The sequence below is a fragment of the Halomonas sp. 707D4 genome (assembly GCF_024158685.1).
Classification (GTDB): domain Bacteria; phylum Pseudomonadota; class Gammaproteobacteria; order Pseudomonadales; family Halomonadaceae; genus Vreelandella.
Genome location: NZ_JAMZBD010000157.1, coordinates 1 through 6,486 on the forward strand (window position 1 = coordinate 1; position 6,486 = coordinate 6,486).

Below are 6,486 nucleotides of genomic sequence, written 5' to 3' on the forward strand. Positions count from 1 at the left end.
CGCCCAGCGCTTCGAGCAGCTTCTCAGCCAGAACTCGGTCAGCCGTCAGCAGTACGATCAGGCGGTCGCCGAGCAGCGCGTGGCCCAGGCAAGCGTGACCCAGGCGGAAGCGGCACTGCGCAGCGCCAACCTGGATCTCGACTACTCCAGCGTCGAAGCACCGGTCGCCGGCATGATCAGTCTGAGCCAGATCAACCTGGGGAACCTCGTGACCTCTGGCACCGAGCTTGCCACCATCACCCCGCTCGATCCGCTGGAAGTGCGCTTCCAGCTGCCCCAGCGTGACGCTTTCGAACTGCGTCGCCAGCTCAACGACAGCGGCAACGACGCTCCCATCGTCGCGCGGCTGAGCGTGCCGGGACTCTCCGGAAGCGAAGGTGCCGAACTCGAGGGCGAACTGCAGTTCTTGGGGTCTCGCGTGGACAGCGGCACCAGCACCGTTCAGGCCTCCGCCACTTTCGACAACCCGGACGCCGCCGTGCTGCCGGGCCAGTTCGTGCGCGTGCGCCTGGACGGCCTAAAGCGCTTCAACGTGATCGCCGTACCGGAAATCGCCGCGACCCAGGGGCTGATGGGCCCGCGCGTATACGTGCTCGACGAGGACAACAAGGCGCGCGAGCGCACCGTGCAGCTGGGTGACGTGGCTGGTCCCTGGCAGATCATTCTCGATGGCCTCGAAGAGGGCGATCGGGTGATCGTGGGTGACCCTGCCGGTATCGAGCCGGGCATGACCATCGACCCGCAGCCCTTCGACGGGGATGCCGAGAACATCGTCGAGGACGTCGAACAAGCCGAAGCCGAAGAGCAGCGCGAGCAGGCCGAGGCCGCCTCCGAGGCGGGCGGCGCGGGCGGCGGCATGCCGGCCGGTGAAGGAGAAGAGGGCGCGCAATAATGAATTTCTCCAACTTCTTCATCAGTCGTCCGATCTTCGCCACGGTACTGGCGATCATCCTGACGCTGGTCGGAGCGATGGCCATGCGGATACTGCCGATCGAGCAGTATCCCAGCGTGGTGCCGCCGACGGTCTCGGTGCAGGCGCAGTTCCCCGGCGCCGACGCCGAAACCGTGGCCCAGACGGTGGCCGCCCCCCTGGCCGAGGCGATCAACGGCGTCGAGGACATGCTCTACATGACCTCGAACAGCGCCGACAACGGCATCATGAGCCTGAGCGTGGCCTTCAACATCGGCACCGATGGCGATATCAACACCATCAACGTCAACAACCGCGTGCAGGGCGCATTGTCTCAGCTCCCGGAGCAGGTACAGTCCCAGGGTGTGCAGGTCGAGCTTCGCTCCGACTCGATCCTGATGCTGGTGGCGTTGACCTCGCCAAGCGGTGACTACAACAACGTCTACATGCAGAACTACGCCACCCTCAATATCCTGGACGAGCTTCGCCAGGTGCCGGGGGTGGGCAACGCCGAGGTGCTCGGTGGCGGCGAGTTCGCCATGCGTATCTGGATGGACCCGGACAAGCTGGCCCAGTACGACCTGACGCCCAGCGAAGTGGCCAATGCCATCCGCACCCAGAACACCGAAGTACCGGCGGGTAATCTGGCCTCCTCCCCCCAGAGCGAGCCGCGCGCCTACACCTACACCATCACCGCCGGTGGGCGCCTGTCGGACCCGGACGATTTCCGCAACATCTACCTGCGTACCAACCCGGACGGCTCGTCGCTGCGCCTCGAGGACGTGGCGCGCATCGAGCTCGGCGCCTCCTTCTACGGCGTCGATGCGCGCTTGAACGGCGCCACCATGACGCCGATCATCATCAACCAGCAGCCCGGGGCCAACGCGCTCTCCACCGCCGAAGCGGTGCGCAGTACCATGGAGGATCTGGCCAGCCGCTTCCCGCCGGGGCTCGAGTACGTCACGCCTTACGACACGACGTTGTTCATCGATGCCTCGGTCGAGACGGTGTTCCACACCTTCATCGAAGCGTTTCTGATCGTCATCGTGATCCTGTTCATCTTCCTGCAGAACTGGCGCTTCACGGTGATCGCCATGTCGGTGGTGCCGGTCTCGGTCATCGGCACCTTCGCCGGGTTCTACCTGTTCGACTTCTCGATCAACCTGCTGACGCTGTTCGCCTTGGTGCTGTCGATCGGGATCGTGGTGGACGATGCGATCCTGGTGGTCGAGAACGTCGAGCGCGTGCTCAGCGAGGACGAGGAGATCACCGTTCGCGACGCCACCATCCGCGCCATGCGCGAAGTGGGCGGGCCGGTCATCGCCACCTCCCTGATCATGGCGGCGGTGTTCGTGCCCGTGGCGTTCCTGGGCGGCTTCACCGGGCAGATCTACCAGCAGTTCGCCATTACCGTGGCGATCTCGGTGGCGCTCTCGGCGCTGATGGCACTGACCTTCACACCGGCGCTCTCGGCGATCTTCATCAAGCACGACCTGCACCACGAGCGTCCGTCGCGCTTCAAGCGCGCGATCACCACGCCTCTGCGCCTGTTCGATCGCATGTTCGCCGGCATCACCGCGGCCTACATGTGGGTGGTCAAGAAGCTGGTGCGCTTCTGGCTTCTGGCGCTGGCGCTGACCGTGGCGGTCGGGGTGGGCTCCTACTGGCTGTTCGTCACCACGCCCTCGACGCTGGTGCCGGAAACCGATCAGGGCATCGTGCTGGTCAGCGTCTCGCTGCCTGACGCCGCCTCGCTCGACCGTACCCAGACCTACATGGAGAAACTCAGCGCGGCGATCGAGGACATCCCCGGGGTGCAGTACTCCTCGGCGGTAGCGGGGTACGACATCCTGGCAAGCGCGGTGAACACCGCCCGTGGCATCATCTTCGTCAACATGCTGCCCTGGGACGAGCGCGATCTGACCGCCACCGGTCTGGTCGGCCAGATCATGCAGCTGGGGGCGAGCATCGACGGCGGTTCGGCCATGGCCTTCAACGTGCCGCCGATCATGGGGCTCTCCACCACCGGTGGCTTCACCGGCTACCTGCAGTCCTTCGACGGCGCTTCGCCGCGCGAGCTGTATGAAGCCTCGCTGCAGGTCATGGGGGCGGCGAACCAGCATCCGGCGCTCTCCCAGGTGTTCTCGACGTTCAACGTCAACGTGCCCTCCTACCGCGCCGAGATCGACCAGCAGAAGGCGTTGAGCTACGGCGTGGCGCTGGAGAACATCAACTCGGCGCTCTCCAATACCTTCGGTAACGGCTTCGTCAACTTCTTCAGCTACCAGAACCGCAACTTCCAGGTCTACCTGCAGAACGAGGACGAGTTCCGCAAGACGCCGGACGACATCAACAACGTCTACGTGCGCGGCGGCAGCGGCGAGCGTATCCCGCTCTCCGAGTTCGTCACCCTCGAGCGTCAGGTCGGCCCCTCGGTGGTGTCGCGCTTCGGCGTGTACACCGGCGCCCAGTTCCAGGGCAACCCGGCGGAAGGTGCCAGCTCTGCCCAGGCCATCGCGGCGATGGACGAAGTGGTCATGGACACCCTGGGCCCCAACTGGGGCATGGGCTGGACCGGTACCGCCTACCAGGAGGCGAACCTGGGCAACACGGCCATGCTGGCGATCATCTTCGGTATCCTGATGGTGTTTTTGATCCTGGCGGCGCAGTACGAGAGCTGGGCACTGCCGCTGGCGGTACTCACCGCCACGCCCTTCGCGTTCCTGGGCGGCATCGGCGGCATCGTGCTGCGCGGGCTCGACACCAGTGTCTACGTGCAGATCGGCATGCTGGTGGTGGTGGGCCTGGCGGCGAAGAACGCGATCCTGATCGTCGAGTTCGCCGAGCTGCAGCGCAAGGAAGAGGGCAAGAGCATTCGCGAGGCGGCGATCACCGCCGCGGAGCTGCGCTTCCGGCCGATCGTGATGACCTCGCTCGCCTTCATCTTCGGCACGCTGCCGCTGGCGCTGGCCACCGGCGCAAGTGACGTGAGCAGTCACCACATCGGCACCACGGTGGCCATGGGCATGGCGTCGGTCGCGATTCTGGGCAGTCTCTTCGTGCCGACCTTCTACGCCATGATCGCGGCCACGGCCGACTGGATGCAGCGCAAGGCGAAGGGTGACCATCGCGACCGCGGTCAGCGTCTGGAGCACGATCCGAGCTGATGCCACAAGGCACGCATCGCGCGATGCACTCTCTGGCGGGCCCTTCGGGGCCCGCTTTTTTTCGTCGGCGCTTGATCGCGGTCAACACACCTATAAGCACGAAAGGATAGTTTGGCCTAGACTGGTGAGTAGGAGTTCGGCCTGCATCCAATACCATAACAGCCGGCCAGAACGCACCAGGCAATCCACCTGGAGGAGCACACGCCATGCAACCGATCCTGTCGGCCGCCTTACTGTATCCCACCATCGTCTTCACCTTCGTGCTGGGGCTTCTGGCCCTCTACTGGCTTCTGGTGCTGCTGCGCATCGCTCCGCTCGAGCTGTTCGAGCACGACAGCCTGCGCGACGATCACCTGGCCAGCACATTGGTGTCCCTCGGTTTCATCGGGGTGCCCGCGAGCCTCGCGCTGACCCTTCTCATGCTGCTGGCCGGGGGCTTGTCCCTGGCACTCGAGCTCTTCGTGCTGCGCTGGCTGGAGCTTGGCATGCTGCGCGTGCCGCTCGGGGTGCTGGTTCTCTGGGGCTCGCTTGCCATCGCCTCGCCGCTGGCCGCCGGCCTGTGCCAGGGGCTCGCCCGAGGGCTCAATCGCTTTGCGCCCTTCAAGCGCCGCAGCCTTCTGGGCATGGTCGTCGAGGTGACGGCGCCGGAAGGGGCGGAATACGCTAAGGCTCGGCTGATCACGAGCCACGGTTGCGAAGTGGTGCTTCACGGCAAGGAGGAGAACGCGTTCACGCCCGGCGAGCGACGGGTGCTGGTGAAGTACCTGAAGGAGGAGGGTGCCTATCGCAGCGTGGAGGAGCGCACCTATCTGGATACCCGGCAGTGGCTTGGCAAGCTGCGCCTTCGTCACAAGCACCAGGAAACGGCCCATTTCGGTTGAGCGCCCGAAAGAAAAAAGCCTGCGTGAGCGCAGGCTTTTCGTGAGGGCCAAAGCGATGCGCTCAGCGGCGCATCAATGTCACCAGGGTGTCGATCAGCGTGGTGCCGCGCTCGCGGACCGAATACGCCTCGGGGGCGCGCAGCCAGTCGTGGAAGAGCCCGCCCATGGCCGACTGCATCAGCCGAGCGGCGATCTCCGGCGACAGGTCCTCGCGCAACTGACCCTGCTCCTTGGCCAATTGGAAGACGTTCACCATCTCCTCGAAACACTCCTCGCCGATCTCGTTTTGCATCTCGAGCGGGTTGATGTCGCTGAAGAACTCGCAGCGGTGCATGAGAATCGACAGGATGCGCCGGTGGGAGGGTTGCTCCAGGCGTTTCAGGCCGGCGAGGCTTGCAAGGCGCATGGCGTCCAGGGGCGAGATGTCGGGGTCGAGGTTCTTGACCTCGTCGATCAGCGACTGGAAGGGCATGCGCACGCGCTCGATCAGCGCCATGAACAGGTCGCCCTTGTTCTTGAAATGCCAGTAGATCGCCCCGCGGGTCACGCCGGCGTGCCGAGCGACCTGCTCGAGGGAAGTGCGGGCCACGCCTTTGTCGAAAAAGACCTCTTCAGCCGCGTCGAGCAACGCTTCGCGCGTCGCCGCCGCTTCTGCCTTGGTTTTTCTTGCCATAACGCAACCTTGCTCGTTCACCGTAAAGAGGGCATTTTAGCTGAAACACCGTTCTTTTACATTCAAAACTGTATGGTTAACGGACGGATATCATCACCTGGATCAACAAACGTGCGCCTTGCGCCGTTTTTCGTCCGCCGACAGGACTTGCCATGGCCAACACTTCCTTTCACATCGCCGGTCACACCTTGCAGCCCGGGCAACGCCAGCAGATCGACGTGCCGGTGGCGCGTCTTTACACCCATACCCCGCTGCACATCTCCATCGAAGTGGTACACGGGCGCAAGCCCGGTCCGGTGATGCTGGTGTGCGGCGGCATCCACGGCGACGAGATCAACGGCGTGGAGATCGTGCGAAGGCTCCTGCGCTCGCGCTCGATCAACAGCCTGCGCGGTACGCTGATCGCCGTGCCGGTGGTCAACGTGTTCGGCTTTCTGCAGCACACCCGCTACCTGCCGGACCGGCGCGATCTCAACCGCTGCTTTCCGGGCAGCGACAACGGGTCGCTCGGCGGGCGTATCGCCGCGCTCTTGCGCGAGGAGATCGTCGACCACGCGACGCACATCATCGACCTGCACACCGGCGCCATTCATCGCACCAACCTGCCGCAGATTCGCGCCCAGCTCGAGCCCGGTAGCGAAACCGCGCGCATGGCGGACGCCTTCGGCGCGCCGGTGATCCTCAACGCCGAGCTGCGCGAGGGGAGCCTTCGCCACTACGCGCAGAATCGCGGCATTCCGGTCCTCACCTACGAGGCCGGCGAGGCGCTGCGCTTTGACGAGTGGGCGATCGCGCCAGGGGTGCGCGGCATCCTGCGGGTGATGCGTCGCCTGGGCATGCTGTCCGGCGAGCAGC

General features: G+C 64.9%; 5 protein-coding genes. 4 read left to right on the forward strand and 1 reads right to left on the reverse strand.

Annotated elements, in window-relative coordinates:
* From BIS11_RS08530 to BIS11_RS08540, 3 genes are all read left to right on the forward strand, one after another.
* Positions 1–892, forward strand: an 892-nt coding sequence (locus tag BIS11_RS08530) for an efflux RND transporter periplasmic adaptor subunit (RefSeq protein WP_253585923.1), incomplete at its 5' end; no start/stop codon positions are given.
* On the forward strand, positions 892–4,077 hold the full coding sequence (locus BIS11_RS08535; protein ID WP_253585924.1) for an efflux RND transporter permease subunit: 3,186 nt from the start codon (positions 892–894) through the stop codon (positions 4,075–4,077). The genes BIS11_RS08530 and BIS11_RS08535, both read left to right, overlap by 1 nt.
* A 206-nt stretch (positions 4,078–4,283) precedes the next feature.
* On the forward strand, positions 4,284–4,958 hold the full coding sequence (locus BIS11_RS08540; RefSeq protein WP_253421792.1) for a hypothetical protein: 675 nt from the start codon (positions 4,284–4,286) through the stop codon (positions 4,956–4,958).
* A gap of 61 nt (positions 4,959–5,019) precedes the next feature.
* Here BIS11_RS08540 and BIS11_RS08545 read toward each other — a convergent pair whose 3' ends face one another.
* Positions 5,020–5,631 carry a TetR family transcriptional regulator gene (locus BIS11_RS08545; RefSeq protein ID WP_253421789.1) on the reverse strand — a complete coding sequence of 204 codons (612 nt, stop codon included), beginning with the start codon at positions 5,629–5,631 and terminating at the stop codon, positions 5,020–5,022.
* Between the two features lie 152 nt (positions 5,632–5,783).
* Here BIS11_RS08545 and BIS11_RS08550 point away from each other — a divergent pair.
* On the forward strand, positions 5,784–6,486 hold a 703-nt coding region (locus BIS11_RS08550), incomplete at its 3' end, for a succinylglutamate desuccinylase/aspartoacylase family protein (protein WP_253585925.1).